The organism is Microvirga sp. CF3062 (assembly GCF_036314045.1).
Taxonomy (GTDB): Bacteria; Pseudomonadota; Alphaproteobacteria; order Rhizobiales; family Beijerinckiaceae; genus Microvirga.
The window spans coordinates 625489-644869 of sequence record NZ_JAYGGN010000001.1 but is presented as its reverse complement, the minus strand read 5'-3'; the positions used below and the strand labels follow the sequence as shown (position 1 = coordinate 644869).

The 19381-nt window shown below is 63.7% G+C and carries 21 protein-coding genes; 8 read left to right on the top strand and 13 right to left on the bottom strand.

The window, feature by feature from the left end; genetic code table 11:
• The first annotated feature begins 83 nt into the window (after window positions 1-83).
• The gene (gene rnd / locus VB618_RS03145; RefSeq protein WP_329795033.1) at window positions 84-1238 is read left to right on the top strand and encodes a ribonuclease D; all 1155 of its coding nucleotides are present in this window, start codon (window positions 84-86) and stop codon (window positions 1236-1238) included.
• 62 nt (window positions 1239-1300) lie between these two features.
• Window positions 1301-2002: a hypothetical protein gene (locus tag VB618_RS03140; RefSeq protein WP_329795032.1), complete on the top strand. Its 702-nt coding sequence runs from the start codon at window positions 1301-1303 to the stop codon at window positions 2000-2002.
• A 30-nt stretch (window positions 2003-2032) separates the two neighbouring features.
• On the opposite strand, the gene VB618_RS03135 is transcribed toward VB618_RS03140, so the two are convergent.
• The 6 genes from VB618_RS03135 to VB618_RS03110 all read right to left on the bottom strand — a co-directional run bounded on the left by VB618_RS03135 (window position 2033) and on the right by VB618_RS03110 (window position 8777).
• The gene (locus VB618_RS03135) at window positions 2033-2572 is read right to left on the bottom strand and encodes an NUDIX hydrolase (protein WP_329795031.1); all 540 of its coding nucleotides are present in this window, start codon (window positions 2570-2572) and stop codon (window positions 2033-2035) included.
• Window positions 2573-2576: 4 nt separating this feature from the next.
• The gene (gene ppx / locus VB618_RS03130; RefSeq protein WP_329795030.1) at window positions 2577-4097 is read right to left on the bottom strand and encodes an exopolyphosphatase; all 1521 of its coding nucleotides are present in this window, start codon (window positions 4095-4097) and stop codon (window positions 2577-2579) included.
• Between the two features lies 1 nt (window position 4098).
• Complete coding sequence (locus tag VB618_RS03125; protein WP_442931629.1) at window positions 4099-6291, bottom strand: RNA degradosome polyphosphate kinase; 2193 nt, start codon at window positions 6289-6291, stop codon at window positions 4099-4101.
• A gap of 122 nt (window positions 6292-6413) precedes the next feature.
• Window positions 6414-7106: a DnaA ATPase domain-containing protein gene (locus tag VB618_RS03120; RefSeq protein ID WP_329795029.1), complete on the bottom strand. Its 693-nt coding sequence runs from the start codon at window positions 7104-7106 to the stop codon at window positions 6414-6416.
• A complete protein-coding gene (locus tag VB618_RS03115) occupies window positions 7099-8217 on the bottom strand; it encodes an AI-2E family transporter (RefSeq protein ID WP_329795028.1) in 1119 nt (372 codons plus the stop codon). Before VB618_RS03115 ends, VB618_RS03120 begins: the two co-directional genes overlap by 8 nt.
• Before the next feature lie 29 nt (window positions 8218-8246).
• A complete protein-coding gene (locus tag VB618_RS03110; protein WP_329795027.1) occupies window positions 8247-8777 on the bottom strand; it encodes a CDP-alcohol phosphatidyltransferase family protein in 531 nt (176 codons plus the stop codon).
• Window positions 8778-9151: 374 nt separating this feature from the next.
• On the opposite strand from VB618_RS03110, the gene purM reads away from it, so the two are divergent.
• The 3 genes from purM (at window position 9152) to VB618_RS03095 (ending at window position 11683) form a co-directional block, all read left to right on the top strand.
• A complete protein-coding gene (gene purM, locus VB618_RS03105; protein WP_329795026.1) occupies window positions 9152-10225 on the top strand; it encodes a phosphoribosylformylglycinamidine cyclo-ligase in 1074 nt (357 codons plus the stop codon).
• Window positions 10222-10866 carry a phosphoribosylglycinamide formyltransferase gene (gene purN, locus VB618_RS03100; RefSeq protein ID WP_329795025.1) on the top strand — a complete coding sequence of 215 codons (645 nt, stop codon included), beginning with the start codon at window positions 10222-10224 and terminating at the stop codon, window positions 10864-10866. Before purM ends, purN begins: the two co-directional genes overlap by 4 nt.
• Window positions 10867-11230: 364 nt before the next feature.
• The gene (locus VB618_RS03095) at window positions 11231-11683 is read left to right on the top strand and encodes a cupin domain-containing protein (protein WP_329795024.1); all 453 of its coding nucleotides are present in this window, start codon (window positions 11231-11233) and stop codon (window positions 11681-11683) included.
• An 81-nt stretch (window positions 11684-11764) separates the two neighbouring features.
• Here the strand turns inward: VB618_RS03095 and VB618_RS03090 are convergent, their stop codons facing one another.
• The 3 genes from VB618_RS03090 to ndk all read right to left on the bottom strand — a co-directional run bounded on the left by VB618_RS03090 (window position 11765) and on the right by ndk (window position 15264).
• On the bottom strand, window positions 11765-12130 hold the full coding sequence (locus tag VB618_RS03090) for a hypothetical protein (RefSeq protein ID WP_329795023.1): 366 nt from the start codon (window positions 12128-12130) through the stop codon (window positions 11765-11767).
• A 273-nt stretch (window positions 12131-12403) separates the two neighbouring features.
• Window positions 12404-14557 carry a molybdopterin-containing oxidoreductase family protein gene (locus VB618_RS03085; protein ID WP_329795022.1) on the bottom strand — a complete coding sequence of 718 codons (2154 nt, stop codon included), beginning with the start codon at window positions 14555-14557 and terminating at the stop codon, window positions 12404-12406.
• Between the two features lie 284 nt (window positions 14558-14841).
• The gene (ndk, locus tag VB618_RS03080) at window positions 14842-15264 is read right to left on the bottom strand and encodes a nucleoside-diphosphate kinase (protein WP_036351877.1); all 423 of its coding nucleotides are present in this window, start codon (window positions 15262-15264) and stop codon (window positions 14842-14844) included.
• Window positions 15265-15431: 167 nt separating this feature from the next.
• Between ndk and VB618_RS03075 the strand changes: the two genes are divergently transcribed.
• Window positions 15432-15836 carry a DUF2147 domain-containing protein gene (locus tag VB618_RS03075; protein WP_329795021.1) on the top strand — a complete coding sequence of 135 codons (405 nt, stop codon included), beginning with the start codon at window positions 15432-15434 and terminating at the stop codon, window positions 15834-15836.
• A gap of 126 nt (window positions 15837-15962) precedes the next feature.
• Here VB618_RS03075 and VB618_RS03070 read toward each other — a convergent pair whose 3' ends face one another.
• Window positions 15963-16670: a glutathione S-transferase N-terminal domain-containing protein gene (locus VB618_RS03070; RefSeq protein ID WP_329795020.1), complete on the bottom strand. Its 708-nt coding sequence runs from the start codon at window positions 16668-16670 to the stop codon at window positions 15963-15965.
• Window positions 16671-16857: 187 nt separating this feature from the next.
• Between VB618_RS03070 and VB618_RS03065 the strand changes: the two genes are divergently transcribed.
• Both VB618_RS03065 and VB618_RS03060 read left to right on the top strand, forming a co-directional pair.
• A complete protein-coding gene (locus VB618_RS03065) occupies window positions 16858-17109 on the top strand; it encodes a hypothetical protein (RefSeq protein WP_329795019.1) in 252 nt (83 codons plus the stop codon).
• A gap of 35 nt (window positions 17110-17144) precedes the next feature.
• Window positions 17145-17507, top strand: coding sequence for a hypothetical protein (locus tag VB618_RS03060; RefSeq protein WP_329795018.1), 363 nt, complete (start codon window positions 17145-17147; stop codon window positions 17505-17507).
• 186 nt (window positions 17508-17693) lie between these two features.
• On the opposite strand, the gene VB618_RS03055 is transcribed toward VB618_RS03060, so the two are convergent.
• From VB618_RS03055 to VB618_RS03045, 3 genes are all read right to left on the bottom strand, one after another.
• Window positions 17694-18059: a hypothetical protein gene (locus tag VB618_RS03055; RefSeq protein WP_329795017.1), complete on the bottom strand. Its 366-nt coding sequence runs from the start codon at window positions 18057-18059 to the stop codon at window positions 17694-17696.
• A gap of 190 nt (window positions 18060-18249) precedes the next feature.
• Complete coding sequence (locus tag VB618_RS03050) at window positions 18250-18711, bottom strand: GNAT family N-acetyltransferase (protein ID WP_329795016.1); 462 nt, start codon at window positions 18709-18711, stop codon at window positions 18250-18252.
• The gene (locus VB618_RS03045; protein WP_329795015.1) at window positions 18708-19349 is read right to left on the bottom strand and encodes a glutathione S-transferase family protein; all 642 of its coding nucleotides are present in this window, start codon (window positions 19347-19349) and stop codon (window positions 18708-18710) included. Before VB618_RS03045 ends, VB618_RS03050 begins: the two co-directional genes overlap by 4 nt.
• Between the last annotated feature and the right edge of the window lie 32 nt (window positions 19350-19381).

The following is a 19381-nucleotide window of genomic DNA, read 5'->3' as shown; positions in this document are numbered from 1 at the left end:
AGGCTTTACCTTCTCTTAGGACAATTGGTGGATCGATTATCAGCGGACTCGCGAGGCCTTTCCCGATGGGTTATGAACGTTTCATGGACCTGATCACCTCCACCGACGCTCTTGCAGCCGCCTGCGACCGCCTCAGCCAGCACCCGTTCGTGACCGTCGATACGGAGTTCCTGCGCGAGACCACCTATTACCCCAAGCTCTGCCTGATCCAGATGGCGGGCCCCGACCCGGCGGATGCCGTGCTGGTCGACCCGCTCGCGGAGGGCATGAGCCTCGAGCCGTTCATGGCGCTCATGGCGAACCGGAACGTGGTGAAGGTTTTCCACTCCGCCCGGCAGGACCTGGAGATCATCTGGAACCTCGGTGGCATCGTGCCCGAGCCCCTGTTCGACACCCAGGTGGCCGCCATGGTCTGCGGCTATGGGGATTCGGTCTCCTACGAGCAGCTCAGCAACGACCTCGCCAAGGCGAAGATCGACAAGTCGTCCCGCTTCACCGATTGGTCACGCCGTCCCCTCAGCGATGCCCAGCTCACCTATGCTCTCTCCGACGTCACCTATCTGGTGAAGGTCTACGAGGCGCTGGTCGCCCAGCTCCAGGAGAACGGCCGGCTCGACTGGCTGAACGAGGAAATGGCAGTCCTGACCGCGCCCGAAACCTATCAGGCGGACCCGGCCAATGCCTGGCGGCGCCTTGCCGGGCGCCTGCGCAAGTCGAAGGAGGTTGCCATTCTCATGGAGGTGGCCGCCTGGCGCGAGCGCGAGGCTCAAGTACGGGACGTGCCGCGTGGGCGTATCCTCAAGGACGATGCGGTCATCGACATCGCCACCTCGGCGCCGCGCAGCGTGGAAGCCCTTGGGCGCCTGCGGAGCATCCCCAACGGATTCGAGCGCTCCCGCACGGGCGGCGAAATCCTGGAAGCTGTCGAGCGGGCGCTCGCCCGCGATCCCGCCACGATCCCGATGCCCGAGCGCAGCCGCGGCCGCAACAGCACCGGCTCCGTGGTGGATCTGCTGAAGGTCCTGCTCAAGGCCGTGGCCGAGCAGGAGGGCGTCGCGCCTAAAATCATCGCCACCGTCGAGGAACTGGAAGCCATTGCGGAGAGCGACGATGCCGACGTCCCCTCCCTCCACGGCTGGCGCCGCAAGCTCTTCGGCGAAAAGGCGCTGGCGCTTAAGAACGGGCAGCTCGGGCTGGTGCTGGAACGTGGGCGGGTGAGGCTGCGGGAGTTGACGTAAGAACCCGTCTCGAGTGACAAGCATTATCGCAAATGCTACTCTGTAGCATCGCAGATTGATGCATGACATTCAGCTCCTCATCCATGCCATATACCAAATTCACCTGGATCGTTCTGCTGGCCGCACAACTTGCGCTCGGAGGCTCTGGACTTCACAGGGCTGCAGCCGATGAATTGAAGCTTTGGGAGAAAAGGCAAAAGTACTTTGAGGCTGAGTCCATTGCGCTGTTCCAAGTCATCCTTGAAGAGCGGGAAAAGGACGACAAGAAGAAGCCCTCCCCATGTGAAATAAGAGCGGAATGGCTGGATTATTCGGTTCCTCAGGGCATTGCGGAAAAATATTTTGGCTTGAAGATTCCCGCAAACCTCTCGCCTTCCTACACACCGGGGGAGCCACCAGAAATCCTCGATCCCAAAGGCATCAAGCGTGAGGTCTTCTCCACAAAGAAGCAGGATGACGAGAAGTGGCACGCTCTCTTGGAAGAGCTAAAGAAAGGTGAAGTTAAGGATGAGAAGGAGCCCGGCAGAAGCTTAAGATCATTGGAGAACCACCGTCTTGAATATTCGATTCCGATCTTCGACAGGCGCTATCGTCGGGCCGTCGTTATTGGCAGGATAGAAAACAGCCGCTGGTGGGTCCAGCCGGATGGAAGATTGAGAAGTTCTTTCGATAATGGGATCTGGGCCTCCATCTATGTGAAAAGGAAGGGCCATTGGCAACTTCTCAAAGATGAGCCCCTCGCTGCTGGCCACGGCGGAACATAGTATTCAACAAGCTATCTAAAGAGCTGGTTTTTAAAGCAATCCCTTCAGCCGCAGCATTCCCAGCGCCGCAACCGTCGCCGAATCCTTGATGGCGCCTTCGGTGATCATCGCCAGCACCTCTTCCACCGGGAACGCGCGGCTCACCATGTCCTGCTCGGTCTCGTCGCGTTGCGCTTCGCCTGCCTGAAGCTCTTGGGCGAGGTAGATATGGTAGCCCTGGGTGGAGTAGCCGTAGCACTCGTAGAGATGGCCCACATGGGTCATGGTAGCGGCCGTCAGTCCCGTTTCCTCGCGCAGTTCGGCCCGCGCGAGTTCCAGCGGATCGGTACCGGGCGCATCTTCCCATGAGCCCTGCGGCAGCTCCCAGTAGCAGCCCTGCACCGGATAGCGAAGCTGCTCCACCAGATGGATCAGGCCGTTGTCGAGGGGCACGATGACGGCGAAATCGGTCTTCTCGACGACGCCGTAGATGCCGGGCGAGCCATCCTGCCGCTCGATGGCATCCTCGCGCACGCGCATCCAGCGGTTCTCGTAAACGATGCGCGAGGCCGTGGTCTTGATCTCGGCCATCGCCTCACACGATCTCGACCAAGGTTTCCATGTTTAGAAGCTTGCCCAAGCCCCGCATGCGGCCCTTCAGGCGCTCGTTGGCGAGCGGCTCGAGGTGGGCGGGCAGTTGCAGCACCACCTGACTGCCTCGGGCGAGCAGCGGCACCTGGGGCAGGACGCCCTCCATGGCGACCGAGACCGGGTAGGCTACGCGCATGAGCGCCGCCAGCAGGCGCGCGCGCTCAATCAGGCGCGGGCCGGCGAGCGTCTTGATGCGCGAGCTCACCTTGTCGGGAGAGAGCCCCTCGTGCCGGAAGAAGATCGACAGTGCGAGATAGGCGCGGCCGGGATGATCGAGTCCCGCGAAGGCCCCGTAGGCAATGAGGTTGAGGCTCTGTTCGCCCCGGTAGTCGGGGTGCGCGCGCCACCCGATATCAGCGAGCAGGCAGGCCGCACGGCGCAGGCGGATGTCGTCATCCGTCTCAGGCAGGCCGAGGCTGCGGATGAACGCTTCCGTCCACCCGCACAGCTCCTCGCCGTGGCGTGGCGAACGGGAGCGCAGAAGGTTGAGATCGCTCGCGGCCGCGATGAGCGGATCGCGCTCGCGCGTTTGCGCGTCGAGCTTGTCGAACAGCACGCCCTCGCGGACGCCGAAGGCGGAAATCGCCACCTCCTTCGGCTCGCCGAGGCGGATGATCTCCTCCAGCACCATGGCCCCGTAGGCCAGCAGCGGGCGTCGGGCTTCAGAGATGGTTTCGATATCTTTCAGCGTCTTCGAATCGGCCTCCTCCACGAGGTGCAGGAAGTCGAGGCCGTCCTCGGGGTCGAGTATGTAGCCGTGCATCACGTGGAGTGGATAATCGTGCGCCGCCTGATGCAGCTTAGCGAGCGCGCGCCACGTGCCGCCCACTGCATAGAAGGTGCGGCCATGCAGGTTTTCGAGATATTCCGGTGCGCGCTCAAGAGCTTCGCGCACGATTTTCTGCGCTTTCTTCAAGGAGCCGCCGCTGACGTCCAGCAGCGCGAGGCCGCCGAGCGGCATGGTGACGCCCTGCCCCACCTGCGAGCCGCGCACGTCCACCAACTCCAGGCTGCCGCCGCCCATGTCGCCGACGATGCCGTCCGGGTCGTGGAAGCCGGCGATGACTCCCAGGGCCGAGGCCCGCGCCTCCTCGGCGCCGGACAGAAGGCTGATCGGCTGGCCGCAGGCTTTCGCGGCGGCCTCCAGGAAGGCAGGGCCGTTGGAAGCATCGCGCGCCGCCGCGGTGGCGAGCACGAAAATGTCCGACACGTTCATCGTGTCGCAGAGAACGCGGAACCGCGCGAGCGCCCGAAGGGCCCGGTCGACGGCTCCCTCGTCGAGGCGACCGGTGGTCGCAACGTGCCGGCCGAGGCCGCAGAGAACCTTCTCGTTATAGATCGGCGTGACCGCGCGGGAGAGGCCCTCATAGGCCACGAGACGCACGGAGTTCGAGCCGATGTCGATGATCGCGACCGGGCGTCCGAGCTTGAGCCGTCCCGGAGCCTCATGGCTGAGCGCCGGCATGCTAGCGCTGCCCGCGCTTGGCGAGCGCTTTGGGGCTCGAGGTCTTGAGGGATTTGCCACGGCCTGAGAGACTCGGGTTCGTCATGAAATACTTGTGAGCGTTGAATGGTTCCTCGCCCTTGGAGGGCAACACCCGACGGCTCGTTCCGTCGGGGAGCACCGTCCAGCTCTGCTCGTTGTCGAGCAGGTTGGCGAGCATGATCTGGTCGAGCACCTGCTGGTGCACGGTGACGTTGACGATCGGCATCAGCGCCTCGACGCGACGGTCGAGATTGCGCGACATGAGATCCGCGGACGAGATGTACACATGGGCCTTGGGGTTGGGCATGCCGTGGCCGTTGCCGAAAGCATAGATGCGCGTGTGCTCCAGGAAGCGTCCGACGATGGACTTGACCCGGATGTTTTCCGACAGGCCCTTGATGCCGGGCCTGAGGCAGCAGATGCCGCGCACGATGAGGTCGATCTGCACGCCGGCAGCCGACGCATCGTAGAGCGCATCGATGATGTCGGGATCGACGAGCGAATTGCACTTGCACCAGATCGCGCCGGGCCGTCCGGCCTTGGCGTGGGCGATCTCCTCTTCGATGTGCTGGAGCAGGCGCTTCTTGAGGGTGAGCGGTGAGACCGCCATGCGCTCCAGCTCCGCCGGCTCCGCATAGCCCGTCACGAAGTTGAAGATGCGCGACACGTCGCGGCCGATCACCGGATCGGCGGTGAAGTAGGACAGGTCCGTGTAGATGCGCGCCGTGATCGGGTGGTAGTTGCCCGTGCCCACATGGCAATAAGTGATGAGCTGGCTGCCTTCGCGTCGCACGACCATGGACAGCTTTGCGTGTGTCTTTAGCTCGATGAAGCCGAAGACCACCTGGGCGCCTGCGCGCTCGAGATCGCGCGCCCAGCGGATATTGGCCTCCTCGTCGAAGCGGGCCTTGAGCTCCACCAGCGCGGTGACGGACTTGCCGGCCTCCGCAGCCTCGGCCAAGGCCGCCACGATGGGCGAGTTGGAGGACGTGCGGTAGAGCGTCTGCTTGATGGCGACGACGTTCGGATCGCGCGCAGCCTGATGCAGGAACTGCACGACCGCGTCGAAGGATTCGTAAGGATGGTGGACGATAATGTCCTTCTCGCGGATCGCCGCGAAGCAATCGCCGCTGTGCTCGCGGATGCGCTCGGGAAAGCGCGCATTATACGGCTTGAACTTGAGGTCGGGGCGCTCCAAAGCCACGAGCTGCGACAGGTCGCGCAGGCCCATCATTCCCTCGACGACGAAGACCTCGTCGGGGGAGACCTCCGATTCCTCGGCCACGAAGAGACGCAGGTCCTCGGGCATGGCCGCCTCGACCTCGAGACGGATCACGCTGCCGCGGCGGCGCTGCTTGAGCGCCGTCTCGAACAGGCGCACCAGATCCTCGGCCTCTTCCTCGACTTCGAGATCGGAATCGCGGATCACCCGGAAGGCGCCCTGCCCCTGCACGTCATAACCGGGGAAAAGCCTGTTCGTGAAGAGCACGATCATCTGCTCGAGGGCGATGAAGCGCGTGGCGCCGGTCTCGGCGAAGTCGGGCAGGCGGATGAAGCGCTCGCCCCGCGACGGCAGACGGATGAGAGCGTTCAGCACCTTGCCGTCGCTCTGGCGCACCAGCTTCAAGGCGATGGAGGCGCCGAGATTGGGAATGAACGGGAACGGATGCGCCGGGTCGACGGCGAGCGGCGTGAGCACCGGGAAGACGTGGTTGAGGAAGTAATCCTCGAGCCAGGAGCCTTCCGCCTTCGTCAGGCCCGCTCCATCGGTCAGGACGATGCCTTCCTCCAGCAGAGCATCGCGCAACTCGCGCCAGCGCCGCTGCTGGTCGGAGGCGAGATGCGAGACCTCGGCGGAAATTTTGCTCAATTGCTCCTGCGGCGAGAGCCCGTCCTGCGAGACGGTCGCCACGCCGGAGCGGACCTGACCGCGCAGGCCGGCCACACGGACCATGAAGAACTCGTCGAGGTTCTCGGCTGAGATCGAGAGAAAGCGCAGCTGCTCCAGGAGCGGATGATGGCTGTTGGACGCCTCCTCCAGCACCCGCCGGTTGAACTGCAGCCAGGACAGCTCGCGATTGATGAAGCGCTGGGGAAACTTCCGTAGGGCCGCGCCGTCGAACTCGATATCCGGCGGAGCCTTCGGCAAGGGAGCCTCGCTGACGGTCTCCACCTCTTTCAGGGCAATCGCGCTGCGCACCTCGTTCTCCGCCGCTTCGTTCTTCGGCGTCCGTTTTGCTCTGGGCTTCGTGACGGTTTCACGACGGTTCGACAACAGGGCGTCAGTGTCTTGCTTCACTCGTTCTCATCCGTTTCCTGCGCGGCGCCAAGAATCTCCGCCGCGATTGCCCGCGACACGCGACGCCCCCGGCTCAGGGCCTCCCGATCGAGGAGGGCCACGATCTCAGAAGCCTTGGCGAGCGAGCGTTCGATCCGCAGAGCAATATAATCGACAACGGAGGTGTCGACCACGAGTTGCCTGTCGACGAACAGCTTGACGAGCACCGCCTTGAGGAGGGCGTCGTCCGGCGCCTCCAGGGTGACGCTCGGCGCCAGCCGCAGGCGGGACAGGAGATCGGGGGTCCTCAAGGACCAGCGGTCGGGGAGCGTCTCGGAGGTGATCAGCAGCGCCGCCTTCTTTTCGCGCGCCAGGTTCAGCAGGTGGAACAGAGCCGCCTCATCGCGCTCTCCGCGGTCCATGTCCTCGATGGCGAGCGCCCCGTTCGAGACGAGGTGCGGGACCTTGTCGTGAGTGATAGCAGCCGCATCGACCGTCCAGGCACGGGCGTTGGTGGCCCAGATGGAGGCCAGATGGCTCTTGCCGCTGCCGCCGGGTCCCACGAGCAAAAGGATCGTGTCCGGCCACTCGGGCCAGCTCTCGATGAGGCCGTAAGCCTGCTCGTTGGAGGGGCTGACGAGAAAGTCCTCGGCCCCGAAACGGGGATCGAGGGGAAGGTCGAAGGCCAGCTGCCTGGGGGCCTCATGCATCGAGATTGGCCTTGTTATCGACCTCGATGCGGGGCTTGAGGATCACCGGATCCGTGCCGCGGTAGAGCGGGCTTGCCAGGTACTGGCGCAGGGCAAACCGGGCGATGACCCCGATAGCCGCCGCCAGGGGCACGGCCAGCAGCAGGCCGACGAAGCCGAACAGCGCCCCGAAGGCCACGAGGGCGAACATGAGCCAGACCGGATGCAGGCCGACGGATTCGCCCACAAGCTTCGGCGACAGGATGTTGCCCTCCACGAACTGGCCGAAGATGAAGATGCCCAGGGTGGCTGCGATCATGGTCCAGTCCGGCCAGAACTGCACGATGGCGACCCCCACCGACAGGATGAGGCCGGTGAGCGAGCCCACATAGGGAATGAAGCTCAGGACGCCCGCCGTCATGCCGATCAGGGCGCCGAAATTGAGCCCGATCAACGCGAGGCTGACCGCGTAGAATGTGCCGAGGATCAGGCAGACCAGCGCCTGCCCGCGCACGAAGCCGGCAATCGCCCGGTCGATGTCGCGGGCGATGTCGCGGATCGTGTCCCGGTGACGCGTCGGCATCCAGGAATCCACTGTCCTTACCATGCGGTCCCAGTCGACGAGCATGTAGAAGGCCACCACCGGCGTCACCACCAGCAGGGAGAAGATGCCGATCAGAGCCTGCCCGCCGGACCACAGCCCCTGGAGGAAGGTGGTCATCCAGGCAATGCCCTGGCTGATCAGGTTGCCGACGGACGGGGGTGCTGCCGGCAGCGCATCCTCAAGGCCGAGGCGGCGGATGAGGGGGCCGAGCTGCTCGGCCCCGAGCTCCTGAAGCCTGACCACATACCCGGGCAGCCGCTCCACGAACGCGCCCACCTGCTGGGCCGCGAAGGGCACCAGGATCATCAGGGCGATGATGAAGACCAGCACGAACAGGACGAGGATCAGCAGGCTGGCGCCCAAGCGCCCGATCCTCAGCTTCTGCATCCGGTCGGCCAGGGGATCGAGCAGATAGGCGAGCGCAAAGCCCGCTACGAACGGCAGGAGGATGCCGCGCAGCACGAACAGCAGCAGCACCCCGACGACCAGTGCCGCAATCCAGAACCCTATCTGCCGTTGAACCGTCATCGGCTCCCCATACCTTACCTTTTTGGCCTTCAGGTGGTCATGTGCCTGAGCCAGCCCCCGAGATAGGCACCGGCCGAGGCTACGGTCAAGGCAGCCACCAGCAGCATGGCAACATCCTCAAGCCCCGCGAGGTCTGCTCCGAAGGCGTTGGCGGCGAGCGCGAAGGCCGCAAAGGCGATCTGCGCGCCCGTGTTGAGCTTGCTCACCAGGAGCGGCTTGATCTCGACCGGGCGGCTCATGACCCAGGACAGGAGCACGGCGGCGACGATCATCACGTCCCTGGACACGACCACGATGGCAAGCCAGCTCGGGATCGCCCCCACAACGGCCAGCGTCACATAGATCGAGACCAGCAGCGCTTTGTCGGCGATGGGATCGATATAGGCCCCGAACTCGCTTCTCATGTCGAACCGGCGGGCGATGAACCCGTCGACCGCGTCCGAGACCCCGGCCACCACGAACAGGACGAAGGCCGCAACCCACCGCTGCTGCATGATCATGACGATCACGATGGGCACGATGATCAGGCGGCCGATGGTGATGATGTTGGGGATGGTCATCGGGGCGATGATGGACGCTCGGGAGGCGGAGTTCAATCACCCCGACCGGAGGGTGGGGATAACGGATGGAAAACACAGTCATCCCGGACGGCGAAGCCGATCCGGGATCGTGCGCAGAATGTGGCTCTGGGTTCCCTCTCCCTGAGGGAGAGGGTTGGGGTGAGGGGTTACAGGTTGATCCGGACAGGACACTAACCCCTCACCCGCGCCTCCGGCGCGACCTCTCCCACAAGGAGAGGTGAGTGAGCGCCACTCCCGTCACGCGATCCCGGATCTTCGCTGCGCTTCGTCCGGGATGACCATTAAAACAGTCGCAAATTCCCTTGCCACCCGCCCTCTCCCGTCTTACTGCCCACCCCAACACGGGGTGAGCCATGACGACCGAGACGCAGACGAACGGCCTGACCTATGCCCAAGCGGGCGTCGACATCGATGCGGGCAACGCCATGGTCGACCAGATCAAGCCCCTGGTGCGGTCCACGCGCCGGCCGGGCGCGGACGCCGAGATCGGCGGCTTCGGCGGGTTGTTTGACCTCAAGGCCGCGGGCTTCAAGGATCCGATCCTGGTAGCGGCCAATGACGGGGTCGGCACCAAGGTGAAGATCGCCATCGACACGGGGCTGCACGACACCATCGGCATCGATCTCGTGGCCATGTGCGTGAACGACATCATCGTGCAGGGCGCCGAGCCCCTGTTCTTTCTCGACTATTTCGCCACCGGAAAGCTCTCGCCGGATGTGGGTGTCCACATCGTCAAGGGCATCGCCGAAGGCTGCCTCCAGGCAGGCTGCGCGCTGATCGGCGGAGAAACCGCCGAGATGCCGGGACTCTATGCCAAGGGCGACTACGACCTCGCGGGCTTCGCGGTCGGCGCCGCCGAGCGCGGCACGCTGCTGCCGAAGGACGTGAAAGTGGGTGACGTGCTCATCGGCCTGCCCTCCTCCGGCGTTCATTCCAACGGCTTCTCCCTGGTGCGCCGGATCGTCGAGCATTCGGGTCTCGCCTGGGACGCGCCCGCCCCCTTCGCAGCCGGCAAGACGCTCGCCCAGGCCCTGCTGGAGCCGACGCGGATCTACGTGAAGGCCCTGCTGGGGGTCTTGAGAGGCGGGGACGGGATCAACGCGCTCTGCCACATCACCGGCGGCGGCTTCCCGGACAACATCCCGCGCGTCCTGCCCGACGGCGTCGGCGTGCGTCTCGACCTCGATGCCATTGAAGTTCCGCCCGTCTTCGGCTGGCTCGCCAAGGCCGGCGGCGTGGCGGAATCTGAGATGCTGCGCACCTTCAACTGCGGCATCGGCATGATCGTGGTGGCGAGCGCCGATCAGGCAGACGTGGTCATGGAGCGTCTGCGTCAGGCCGGCGAGAGCCCGGTGCGCATCGGCGAGACCATCGCGCATTCAGGTGGCGAGCGCGTGCAGAACTCAGGTGCCCTGAAGCTTCAATGACCCGCCGCGTCGCCATCCTGATCTCGGGCCGTGGCTCGAACATGGCCTCGCTCATCGAGGCCGCTCGGGCTGAGGACTTCCCGGCCGAGATCGCCCTCGTGCTCTCGAACCGTCCCGACGCGGAAGGGCTAGAGCGGGCGAAGGCGGCCGGGATCGCGACGCTTGCCATCGATCACAAGGCCTTTCCAGACCGCGAGAGTTTCGACCTGGCATTGGATGCGGCGCTCAACGAGCACGACATCGCCTTCATCTGCCTCGCGGGCTTCATGCGGGTGCTCACCGATGGGTTCGTGGAACGCTGGGCTGGGCGAATGATCAACATCCACCCGTCCCTCCTGCCCCTCTATCGCGGCACGCAGACCCATCGGCGCGCGCTTGCAGACGGCGTGCTGGTGCATGGCTGCACGGTGCATTTCGTGGTGCCGGAGCTCGACGCCGGCCCGATCATCGCCCAGGCGGTCGTGCCGGTGGTGCCGGGCGATACGGAAGAGAGCCTCGCCGCGCGGGTGATCGTGCAGGAGCATCGGCTCTATCCGCAGGCGCTGCGGATGATCTGCGATGGCTCCGCACGGTTAGAGAGCGGGCGGGTGGTGTTTGCGCGCGGATGGGATGCGGGCAACGCTCTGCATTCGCCGGGTTAGGCGTCCCTGGTAACGTCATCCCGGACGGCAAAGCCGATCCGGGATCGCTTTCAGTATAAGATACTGTCATTCCGGGGCCGCGGAGCGGAGCCCGGAATCCATAAACACGACAGTGCAGACTGGATTGATGTCAGCGGTTATGGATTCCCGCCTTCGCGGGAATGACAATGTCGAGGTTCCGGCGCCACTCTCATCCAACGATCCCGGGCTCTGCTCCGCAGCCCCGGGATGACAGTGCCGGACTGGTTTGGACGATCCCGGATCTCCGCTACGCTCCGTCCGGGATGACGACGTAGTCCTAGATCTGCCGGCGCGGCATCCTGCCGTCTGAGCTACGATTGGACGGACAACAGAGAGGCACCTGATGGGCAAGATCGATATTTCCGCCGCGCAGCGGTCCGAGGGATCCGACTATCCCTCGCCTTACGATGTCCCCTGCCGTGGCCGCATTCGCCAGGCGTTGAGCGATGCGGCTCATCTGACCCAGTTCGGTGTCAATCTCACGCAACTGCCGCCTGGCGCATGGTCGTCGCAGCGGCACTGGCACAGCGCCGAGGATGAGTTCGTCTGGATCTTGGAGGGCGAGCTCGTTCTCGTGTCAGACGAGGGGGAGCAAATCCTGCGCGCGGGCGACTGCGCCGCGTTCAAGGCTGGCGACGCCAATGGGCACCATCTTCACAACCGCTCTGAGCGCACAGCCGTGATCCTGGAGATGGGATCCCGCCGCCCGGAGCAGGACGTCTGCACCTATTCGGATATCGACCTCGTCTGGAGCAAGGCCAGCGGGGATACGCACAAGGACGGCACGCCCTATTGAGGCCGCGCGCCGCTCTGAACAAGTCCGCGAACGATCACGGCATCCGCGAATGTGACTACGGATGCCGTGAAGTCCATCCCCCTAAATCTGCGGACGCGGCAGCTTGCAGGCGTCGAGAGCCGTGAGCGCCTTCGCGCGGGCGGTGTCGTTGAACACGCCGGTGTCACGATAGGCCTGCACCTCCTCGGCGCTGAGCGAGCGCATGGTGCGGCCGGCATAGCAATCGCAGGAGCGGCTGAGCGAAGCTTCGCTGACACCGCTCTGAGCCCTCGCCTGCGTGATGGCGCAGGCCTGGCTCACGCGGGCCCGCAGCTGACCGATACTCTCGGTCTTCAGCGCCGGATCGGGCTGGTATTGGGTCGGCATGTTGGAGGCGGCCGCATAGGCGGCGGTCGCGCTCAAGGAAACGGCCGCTGCAACGAGCAGCGCACGGGCGGTCGAGATCATGGATAGCTCCCCAGAGATGAAATCACGTTCGGCCTTAAGAATAGGCTTGGCCGTTCAGGATCAAGGGGAAGCGGGAGATAGGCTTAAGAAGGTCTGACCAAGGCGCCCTCTAGAACCTTACCCCTGCCTTTTCCTGAGAGCCTGTCCGGAAATCCATCTGCTCCGTCATCACTGGCCCTGTGCCGGTGATCCCGATTGGAAAGGTGCGGCGCTTCACAGAATCGGGATGGCCGGGCCAAGCCCGGCCATGACGTGAGAGGGTATTTTCTAGGTTCAGCCGACAACCGCGTCAGCCCGATGGTGCTTGCGGGCGACCGGGGGCTCCAGGGATGGGTCGATCTCCGCCTTTTCCAGCGCCACCCGGTTGTCGTGGAAGGCTGCCCCGCCATAGGGCGCCACCTGATCGCCACCGGTGAGCGTGTTGATGCCGCGCCCGTATGGGTGAGCTGCATTGGGCCAGATCCCCTCGGCGATGAGCACGCCGCGCCGCACGCCATCGAAGAGCTTGGCGCGAAGATAGACTTCGCCGCGGTGGTTCCTGAGCTTCACCCAATCGCCCTCAGTGATGCCCTGCTTCTCGGCATCGACCGGGTGGATCATCACTTCGGGCCGCCGCTCCTTGTCCAGCGAAGTCGGCGTCTCGGTGAAGCTGGAATTGAGGAAGTTTCGGGCCGGGCTGGTGGCGAGGCGGAACGGGTGCTCCTCGGTCGCGGCTTCGATCACGCCCCAATGGTCCGGGAAAGCCGGCATGCTGGCCCAGGGGCCCATCGCCCCATTGTTGTAGGATGGCACCGTGGTCCAGTCGGGCTTGAAGCGGAACTTGCCGTCCGGATAGCCGAAGCCGTGCAAGAAATGCGCCTCCTCGAAAGGCGGCTGCGCATCGAAGTGAACCTGCGCCTCCAGGTTCTCGATCGTCCCCCAGCCGGAATTCTGCAGCGTCCAGTCGATGATCTCGCGCGGCTCCATGGCAAAGCCGCGATGCTCGGCGCTGAGGCGCTCGGCCAGTCCGCGGAAGACCTCGTGGTTCGAACGGCACTCACCCGGCGGGTCGATGAGCTTCGGCCCGACCTGAAAATGCTGGTGGCCGCCGCTGGAATAGAGATCGTCGTGCTCCATGAACATGGTCGCAGGCAGCACGATGTCGGCCATGAGCGCCGTCTCGGTCATGAACTGCTCGTGGACGCACACAAAAAGGTCCTCGCGGCCAAAACCCTGCTTCACCAGTTCCTGCTCGGGCGCGACGGAGACCGGGTTGGTGTTCTGGATCAGCATCGCCTTGACCGGCGGGCCGTTGTAGAGCGCCTCCGCATCGCCGGTGAGCACGCGGCCGATCTGCGATTGGTCGAGCACGCGGATGCTTTTGTCGATGGCATCATGGCCCTCGATCAGGGCCTTGTTCCAATGGAAGATGCCGCTGTTCGAATGAAGCGCCCCGCCGCCTTCATATTGCCACGCACCTGTCACGGCCGGGATAGATAGAGCCGCATGCATGTTGACCACGCCGTTGCGCTGGCGCGCGAAGCCGAAGCCGAGGCGGAAGTAAGTGCGCTTGGTCGTGCCAACGAGTTTGGCGAAGGCTTCGATCTCCTCCACCGACAGGCCGGTGATGGCCGAGGCCCAGGCCGGATCGCGGGTCTTGAGATGCTCCTCGAGTTCGCGCGGATGGTCGGTGTAGCGCTCCAGGTAATCCCAATCTGCATAGCCGTCGCGGAACAGAACGTGCATGACCGCGCAGGCCAGCGCGCCATCGGTACCGGGGCGCAGGACCAGCGCCATGTCGGCCTGCTTGAGGGTGGCATTGTTGTAGATGTCGATGGCGACGATCTTGGCACCGCGCTCCTTGCGCGCCTTCATCGCGTGGGTCATCACGTTGACCTGAGTGTGAACCGCGTTCGTGCCCCAGATCACGATGCAGTCGGAAACCGCCATCTCGCGCGGATCGGCGCCCCTTAAGTGACCGGTACCGGCCACATAGCCGGTCCAGCTCATGGCCGTGCAGATGGTGGAATACTGGCCGGAGTATTTCTTCACGTGGCGCAGGCGGTTGATGCCGTCGCGCATCACGTAGCCCATGGTGCCGGCATAGTAGTAGGGCCAGACAGACTCTGTGCCGAACTCCCGCTCCGCCTTCAGAAACTCGCGGGCCACGATGTCCAGCGCCTCGTCCCAGGAGATGCGCTCGAACTGGCCGGAGCCCTTCGGGCCGGTGCGCCGCATGGGATAGAGCAGCCGATCCGGGTTGTGGATGCGCTCCGCATAGCGCGCCACCTTCGCGCAGATTACGCCCGCCGTGTAGGTGTTCGACTTCGCTCCATGCACGCGCCCGATGGTTCGCCCATCAATCACCTCCACCTCGAGGGAGCAGACGGAGGGGCAGTCATGCGGGCAGACGGAGGCGCGGCGTTCGATGCGGGGAGCTTGGTTCATGGCGGGCGCATGATGAGGGAAAGGGCTGAAAATGAAAAGGCCGCCAGTCCTCCCTCCCCCTTGCGGGGAGGGATCGAGGGTGGGGGTCGTAAAGTCGGAGTGCCCATCAACCTCGTCAGAGTGCAGCAGTTGATACAGTGCCCGAGTGGCGCAATCGCTCACCCGGTCTGACCACCCCCACCCCTACCCCTCCCCGCAAGGGGGAGGGAAAGCCGGCAGACCCTCACCAACAGAAAAGGCCGCCCCGTGGGCGGCCTAATCCGAAAACGGCAATCGCAGAGGCGTTAGCCGACGATCTCGTTGCCCGAGAAGAACTGGGCGATCTCGATCTTGGCGTTGTCCTGGCTGTCGGAGCCGTGGACCGAGTTCTCGCCGATGGACTTGGCGTAGAGCTTGCGGATCGTGCCCTCGGCGGCGCTCTCCGGGTTGGTGGCGCCCATGATCTCGCGGTAGCGGAGCACGGCGTTCTCGCCTTCCAGAACCTGCACGACGACCGGAGCCGAGATCATGAAGTCCACGAGCTCGCCGAAGAAGGGACGCTCCTTATGGACCGCGTAGAAGGTCTCGGCCTCGCGGCGGCTCATGAGGATGCGCTTCTGGGCAACGATCCGCAGGCCGGCCTGCTCGATGACGGCATTGACGGCGCCGGTGAGGTTCCGCTGGGTCGCGTCGGGCTTGATGATGGAGAAAGTGCGCTCGATGGCCATGATGGTTCGCTTCTATTTAAAGAGGAAATGGTGAAGTGGGGCGCTTATAGCGGCCAGCACCTTGTGCCTCAAGGGCCTTTTGCCCCGCCCCGCTTGGAAAGCTTAACCGCCTCCCCTAGTCTCCTCCCGGATCGGTCCGCTGAAGACCGGCTTAGAGGGAGTTACCCATGAAACAAACGATCCTCGCCTTCAGCCTTTTCATGCTTGCCCTTCCGGCCATCGCCCAGCCGGCGGATCCGAGTGGCACTTACCTAAGCGAAACCGGCGAGACCCGGGTACGCATCGCCCGGTGCGGCGGCGCCTATTGCGGCACGATCATCTCTGCCCAGGGCGAGGCCAAGGACGTGAACAACCCGGATCCCAAGCTGAAGGGCCGGGATCTGGTCGGAATCCAGATGATCTCCAACATCCAGCCCACCGCCGAGGGGTTCACTGGTCAGCTCTACAACTACAAGGACGGCAAGACCTATAGCGGCAAGATGAGCTTTGCCGGCGGCAAGACCATGCAGCTCTCCGGCTGCGTCTTCGGCGGCCTGATCTGCCGTTCGCAGACCTGGGCGAAGGTGAATTGAGAGAATAATCAACACCCTCATCCCGGGCTGCAAAGCAGAACCCGGGATCGTGGGATGAGAATAGCGCCTTATCCTGCACGCGATCCCGGATCGGCTTCGCCGTCCGGGATAACGCCTTTCAGAACCTCACCGCGCCTTCTGCCCGAACAGCACGGCCTGGACGGCCGGGTCCGTGAGGTCGGTCTTGTTGCGGTCCTCCGAGCTGACCGCGATGCCGCGCTGGACCGCCGGGCGGGCAAGCGTTGCCTCGAGCCAGCGCTTCACGTGCGGGAAATCCTCGATGTTCTGGCCCTGGCGCTCCCACAGCTTCGCCCAAGGAGCGATGGCCATGTCGGCGATGGAATATTCGCCGGCCACGAACTCCCGGTCCGCGAGGCGCTTGTTCAACACGCCGTAGAGGCGATTGGTCTCGTTGGTGTAGCGGTCGATGGCGTAAGCCACCTTCTCGGGCGCGTAGATGCGGAAATGGTGGGCCTGGCCGAGCATGGGGCCGAAGCCGCCCATCTGCCAGAACAGCCATTGATCGACTTCGACGCGCTGCCTCTCGTCCTGCGGGTAGAACCGGCCCGTCTTGCGGCCGAGATATTGCAGGATGGCGCCGGACTCGAACACGGAGATCGCCTCGCCCCCAGGTCCGTCATGATCGACGATGGCCGGCATCTTGTTGTTGGGGGAGACGCTCAGGAACTCCGGCTTGAACTGATCGCCCTTGCCGATGTTCACCGGGTGGATCGCATAGGGCAGCCCGCATTCCTCGAGCATGATGGTGATCTTCCACCCGTTCGGAGTGGGCCAGTAATAGAGATTGATCGGTTGCTGCGCGGAAGCCGCCATGAAACGCCTCTCTTCAGGTTACGATACGCATTCGCACTGGACGTTAAGACATTAGATCGGAGCTGGCATCCTCAGCTGCAACAAAAATCCACGAAAACGACGCATGGCAGCTCATCGGGGCTTGCATGTTGCCGCGCGTCGATTCAGAAAGTTTATAACATAAATAAATCGCCGTGGGGGTGATTCGATGATGAAACGACTTGTGAGCGCGGCTCTTGCTGCCGCCATGACCTTCGCACTCGCCGGTGCCGTGCAGGCTGTCGAGACCAAGCCGAAGAAGGAGCCGACCGCCGCCCAGATGGCCGCCCGCGAGCGCATGAGCAAATGCAGCCTCGAGTGGAAGGAAGCCAAGGCCGGCGGCAAGGTCACCAAGGACATGAAGTGGCCGGGCTTCTGGAGCGCGTGCAACAAGCGCCTGAAGGAAGGCACGAAGGCCTGAATACGGCGACCGCCTCGATTGGACAGGAGCTCTCCATGAGCTGGCTATCCCGCATCATCGGCAAGCAACACGCTTCCAGCGGCAAATATATTCCGCCCCAACAGGCGCTCTTCATCCGCCTCGACGGGCAGTCGCTCCCTCGTGCCATCTACGAGGAGTACGATCTCTCGGCTTTCGAAAGTCAGTTGGAGGCCGCCCTCGGCGGGCTCGGCGAACTCGACGGCCGTGCGAGCAGCCCCACCGATACGATCATCTATCTCTACGGCCGGGATGCGGAGGCGATGTACCGCGCCGTCGAACGCATCCTGAAAACTCACCCGCTGGCCCAGGACGCGAGCGTGACGATCCGCAAGGGTCCTCCGGGCACGGCACGGCACGAGATCTATACGCTGAATTAATGGGGCTCGGACCGGCTCACTGACTGGCTTCAAAGCTTCTTCTCGAAGCCTTCGTACCTGCGGGCAAAGACCGGCAGTTCGTGAAGCCATACTACGATTGAATTGTTCTTCCCCTCGCCCCGCATCTCTTTGAAGAGAGAATGTTGCCGAAGCGATGATCGTAGACTTCTCTGACCGGTTGGAACGTCAGTGCTGGTGTTCGGGTGGCGCGAACAAAATCAGCTCAGCGCGGTCGTTGCCCTCGACATAAGCGTCGTGGCCTGGTGGGATCTCGAAGAAGTCTCCGGCGCCAATGCGCGTCTCGATCCCTGTATCGATCATGCGAACCACAAGCTTACCGCCAATGCAGTAGCCAGTGTGGCGCATCGGGCATGAGTCGGGCGAGCCTAGCAGCGGCTTCTCATCGGCCTCCCAGGTCCAACCTGGTTCGAAAACGGCATGCATGCCAGCTGTGCCATCGGACATCTTGATGATCGAAATTCGGCCGTGCTCCTTCATGTCGAGCAGTTGGTCGGGGCTCTCGAACCGCCTAATCTCAATTGCAGGGGCCATCTCGTAACCTTCCGCTGTGGCAGAATGGAAGAGCCACAAAGTTAAGTATCGAGTAGCTTACAGGGCAGCACAATCAGTCCTGCCGCGAATTTATGGCATTATCTCGGGATGAGTAACCCTGGCGAAATCGATTGGCTCTCGATCACCTCCCCGTTTATCGCCATTTAAGGTGCTGCAGCAGCTCAACTCACTAACCGAGCTTCTTCTTAAAGCCCTCGTGGCTGCGGGAGAAGCCGATGCGCTCGTAGAAGCGGTGGGCGGCTTGGCGGGTCTTGTTGGAGGTGAGCTCCATGGCGCGGGCGCCGTGGCTGCGGGCATGGTCTTCCGCGAAGGTCATCATCCGGGCGCCGATGCCGGTGGAGCGTCGCGCGGCCTTCACCTTCACGCTCTCCACCTTCACCCGCAGGGTACCGCGTCCCGTGAGATTGGGGATGAAGGTGAGCTGGAACGTGCCGACGATCTCGCCGCCGTCGACTGCCACGAACAGCCGGTTCTCGGGGCTGCGTTGAATAGCGGCGAAGGCGGACTCGTAGGCTGGTCGAGTTTCGGGCGACCACACATCGCCGTGAGAGCCCAGCTCGTCCTCCTCGTGCAGGCGGATGATCGCCTCGAGATCGCCGGCTTCGGCTTCGCGGATGAGGAGATTGCTCACGCGGCCACGCGGGATTCCATCGGCAGCAGTTCCTTCCGGCCCTTGAATCCGGGCAGAGCCTCGAACCGCTTCACCCAGGCCTGAATGCTGGAATAGGCGGCGAGATCGAAACCCCCATCGTCGGCGAAGGCGATGACGCCGTAGATGTCGATGTCGGCGATGGTCACGCCCTCGCCGACGATCCACTGGCGCCCGGCAAGATATTCGTCGAGGACCTTCAGGGCGGCGTGGCCGCCTGCCATGCTGAATTCGAGCACTTCCGGCGGGGCTGGCCGTATGCCGAGCCGGATACCCCTAGCACGATAGACATTCGAGGCGAGCCGGTCGAAATCCCAGTACATCCACTCGCGCACCTGCAAGCGCTCGTCGAGATTGCCGCCGCCGAATTTGCCCGTCATGTCGGCGAGATATTCCATGATGGCGGCAGACTGACAGAGATGGCGTCCGTTGTTGCGGTCGATGAGAAGGGGAACCTGCCCATAGCGCTGCTTGGACAGATGCGGCGGCTGCTTGTGCTCGCCCTGCATCATGTTGACATAGACATAATCGAACGGTTCGCCCGCCAGCGTCAGCAGCAAGGCGACCTTGTATGTCGGGCCGGATAAGGCAATTCCGTGAAGTTCAAACCGTGCCGGCATGAGAAGCCCCCTGAAGCAATGCAGTTGCCTGG

Coding starts and splice junctions, on each gene's coding strand:
- purN (WP_329795025.1), top strand. CDS start 10,222: ATGACCCGCCGCGTCGCCATCCTGATCTCGGGCCGTGGCTCGAACATG.
- VB618_RS03110 (WP_329795027.1), bottom strand. CDS start 8,777: ATGACCATCCCCAACATCATCACCATCGGCCGCCTGATCATCGTGCCC.
- VB618_RS03045 (WP_329795015.1), bottom strand. CDS start 19,349: ATGCCGGCACGGTTTGAACTTCACGGAATTGCCTTATCCGGCCCGACA.
- VB618_RS03085 (WP_329795022.1), bottom strand. CDS start 14,557: ATGAACCAAGCTCCCCGCATCGAACGCCGCGCCTCCGTCTGCCCGCAT.
- ndk (WP_036351877.1), bottom strand. CDS start 15,264: ATGGCCATCGAGCGCACTTTCTCCATCATCAAGCCCGACGCGACCCAG.
- ppx (WP_329795030.1), bottom strand. CDS start 4,097: ATGCCGGCGCTCAGCCATGAGGCTCCGGGACGGCTCAAGCTCGGACGC.
- VB618_RS03120 (WP_329795029.1), bottom strand. CDS start 7,106: ATGCATGAGGCCCCCAGGCAGCTGGCCTTCGACCTTCCCCTCGATCCC.
- VB618_RS03065 (WP_329795019.1), top strand. CDS start 16,858: ATGATGAAACGACTTGTGAGCGCGGCTCTTGCTGCCGCCATGACCTTC.
- VB618_RS03090 (WP_329795023.1), bottom strand. CDS start 12,130: ATGATCTCGACCGCCCGTGCGCTGCTCGTTGCAGCGGCCGTTTCCTTG.
- VB618_RS03070 (WP_329795020.1), bottom strand. CDS start 16,670: ATGGCGGCTTCCGCGCAGCAACCGATCAATCTCTATTACTGGCCCACT.
- VB618_RS03060 (WP_329795018.1), top strand. CDS start 17,145: ATGAGCTGGCTATCCCGCATCATCGGCAAGCAACACGCTTCCAGCGGC.
- purM (WP_329795026.1), top strand. CDS start 9,152: ATGACGACCGAGACGCAGACGAACGGCCTGACCTATGCCCAAGCGGGC.
- VB618_RS03115 (WP_329795028.1), bottom strand. CDS start 8,217: ATGACGGTTCAACGGCAGATAGGGTTCTGGATTGCGGCACTGGTCGTC.
- VB618_RS03055 (WP_329795017.1), bottom strand. CDS start 18,059: ATGGCCCCTGCAATTGAGATTAGGCGGTTCGAGAGCCCCGACCAACTG.
- VB618_RS03095 (WP_329795024.1), top strand. CDS start 11,231: ATGGGCAAGATCGATATTTCCGCCGCGCAGCGGTCCGAGGGATCCGAC.
- VB618_RS03140 (WP_329795032.1), top strand. CDS start 1,301: ATGACATTCAGCTCCTCATCCATGCCATATACCAAATTCACCTGGATC.
- rnd (WP_329795033.1), top strand. CDS start 84: ATGGACCTGATCACCTCCACCGACGCTCTTGCAGCCGCCTGCGACCGC.
- VB618_RS03135 (WP_329795031.1), bottom strand. CDS start 2,572: ATGGCCGAGATCAAGACCACGGCCTCGCGCATCGTTTACGAGAACCGC.
- VB618_RS03075 (WP_329795021.1), top strand. CDS start 15,432: ATGAAACAAACGATCCTCGCCTTCAGCCTTTTCATGCTTGCCCTTCCG.